Source organism: Mycobacterium sp. 1245852.3 (genome assembly GCF_001669335.1).
In the GTDB taxonomy this organism is placed as follows: domain Bacteria; phylum Actinomycetota; class Actinomycetes; order Mycobacteriales; family Mycobacteriaceae; genus Mycobacterium; species Mycobacterium europaeum_A.
The window spans coordinates 1-2,281 of the sequence record NZ_LZLL01000001.1 but is presented as its reverse complement, the minus strand read 5'-3'; the positions used below and the strand labels follow the sequence as shown (position 1 = coordinate 2,281).

Here is a 2,281-nt window from a genome sequence, read left to right as displayed (position 1 = left end):
TCGCGCGCATGTCTTCTCGGTTGCGGCATCACCACCGGCTGGGGTTCGGCCGTGAATACCGCCAACGTCAGTCCCGGCGACGTGGTTCTCGTGGTCGGCTGCGGGGGGATCGGCAGCGGTGCCATTCAGGGCGCGCGGCTGGCAGGAGCGGAGCATATCGTCGTGGTGGATATCGAACCGAGCAAGCGCGACAAGGCTTTTGAGTTCGGGGCCACGCACTTTGCCACCTCGATGCAGGAAGCAACCCAGTTAGTTGGTGAGCTCACGCGCGGGATCATGGCCGACTCGGCCATCCTCACGCCAGGTGTCCTCGAAGGCGCGATGATCAACGACGCGCTCAACGCGGTGCGGAAGGGCGGTGCCGTGGTGGCGACCGCCCTGGCATCGATGTCCGACGTGACGCCGACGCTGCCGCTGACGTTGTTCACGCTGTTCCAGAAGCGCCTGCTGGGCAGCCTGTACGGCGAAGCCAACCCGCGGGCCGACATCCCTCGACTGGTCAGCCTCTATCGAAGCGGCAAGCTATTGCTCGACGAAGCCGTCACCACCGAGTACAAGCTCGACGACATCAACGAGGCCTACGACGACATGCTCGCCGGCCGCAACATTCGCGGGGTGATCATCCACGAGCACTGATGTGTCGAAAGGCAGATCCGCATCGTCTTCCAGTCCGCGCAGTTGATTCACCTACTCGCAGCGAAAGGATTCATTTCATGTCTTCGCCAGCCGATGTCGTCCGCCACTTTTGCGCTTTGATGGAGACGCGAGACGCCGAAGCGTTACGTCCCCTCCTCGCCGAAGGGGCCGTCTATCAGAACGTGGGAATGCCTGCCTTCACCGGACCGGACGCCATCGTGGAGAACCTGGCGGCCCAGTTCGCTATGTTCCCGGACGCCTACGCCTTCGAGATCGTGAACCTCGCCAGCGAGGGTTCCGTGGTGCTCACCGAACGGCTGGATTACATCCAGACTCCCGATGGACGCAAGCCGGCCATCCCCGTAATGGGGACCTTCGTCGTCGATGGTGGCGGGAAAATCACACGCTGGACCGACTACTTCGACCTGAATCTGACGATCAAGCTGCTTCAAGGCGAGGACATCAGCGCCCTGGTGCCCGCGACCGCATGAGTTGGCGCATCGATGATTCGAACTTAACTGAGGATGAGGAGCCATGCGGGTACCAAGGGCCGTCGCCAAATTCAATCGTCGAGTCACCAATCCAGCGGCTCGGTCGATCGCGCCGTGGCTGCCAGGCCTATGCACACTCGAACATGTCGGACGCAAATCAGGCAGGCGTTATCGAACGCCGCTGTTGGTTTTCCCCACACCCGACGGCGTCGTCGTCCTCATCGGGTACGGGCTGCATTCGGACTGGGTGAAGAATGTTCTGGCCGGCGGTCAGGCGGTATTGCACAGGCGCGGCAGTAGTATCGCCCTGGTCAATCCTCGTCTGGTGAGTAAGGCGGAGGGCGCAGCAATCGTTTCGGGGCCATCAGGGATGTTCTACCGCCTGTTTCCGTACAACCAAGCGGCGATGGTGTTGACCAAGGCCGATTCCACGCACTGACTTCGGGATCACAACTACCCAGTCCAGACACCGGCCGGTGCGGTGCCCCAATACCGACGCGAACGCCGCAGCTCCAAAAGGCTCGCAGGGAGCGTTGAGGATCAACCGAAACAACTGTCAAGCATCAGCCGAAACACTGTCAGGCATCACCCGTCAAGCATCAACCGAAGTCACACAGAAACAAGTGGGGCGGGCGGGGCTCGAACCCGCGACCAACGGATTATGAGAGTGTCGGCGAAGTGTTGACCTGGGCTTTTAGTTTTCATGGTATCCCGGGGCTCCTGCGAGATGATACCAGCCTATGCGCCTAATTTGACTGTGCCCCAAAGTAATTGAACTGTTTGAGAGACCGTGCTCCTACGCGTCGCCGATTACTGCCACCTGCTGCCCTGCGGACTGCCTGCGGACTGGAACACCCTGCATTACCTGCATAAGCAAAGGATCTGCGTCGCGGCGACTGACACGCGTCTCGGCAGCTTGAATGGCGACACCCACGACATTGAGGCGTCCGAGGGGCCGCGACAACGTTGGCGAGCTTGTCGCGCGTTGCTTCGCTGAGCCGCCGCATGGGGGGCCTGTTGACCATGCCCCGCATCATCTCTTCGCCGCGCCGCCGACCGCAGCGACTTCGCAAACTCCCGACGCGGCGGCCCCTCGGACGCCTCAATGTCGTGGGTGTCGCCATTCAAGCTGCCGAGACGCGTGTCAGTCGCCG

At 61.7% G+C, this 2,281-nt stretch carries 3 protein-coding genes; all 3 read left to right on the top strand.

Annotated elements, in window-relative coordinates; genetic code table 11:
* Positions 1-636, top strand: a 636-nt coding sequence (locus tag A9W96_RS00015) for a zinc-binding dehydrogenase (RefSeq protein WP_156765052.1), incomplete at its 5' end; no start/stop codon positions are given.
* 77 nt (positions 637-713) lie between these two features.
* On the top strand, positions 714-1,127 hold the full coding sequence (locus tag A9W96_RS00010; RefSeq protein WP_067137203.1) for a limonene-1,2-epoxide hydrolase family protein: 414 nt from the start codon (positions 714-716) through the stop codon (positions 1,125-1,127).
* A 43-nt stretch (positions 1,128-1,170) separates the two neighbouring features.
* Positions 1,171-1,566 (top strand): nitroreductase family deazaflavin-dependent oxidoreductase, encoded by a 396-nt coding sequence (locus A9W96_RS00005; RefSeq protein WP_067020714.1) that lies wholly within the window; start codon positions 1,171-1,173, stop codon positions 1,564-1,566.
* Positions 1,567-2,281: the final 715 nt, after the last annotated feature.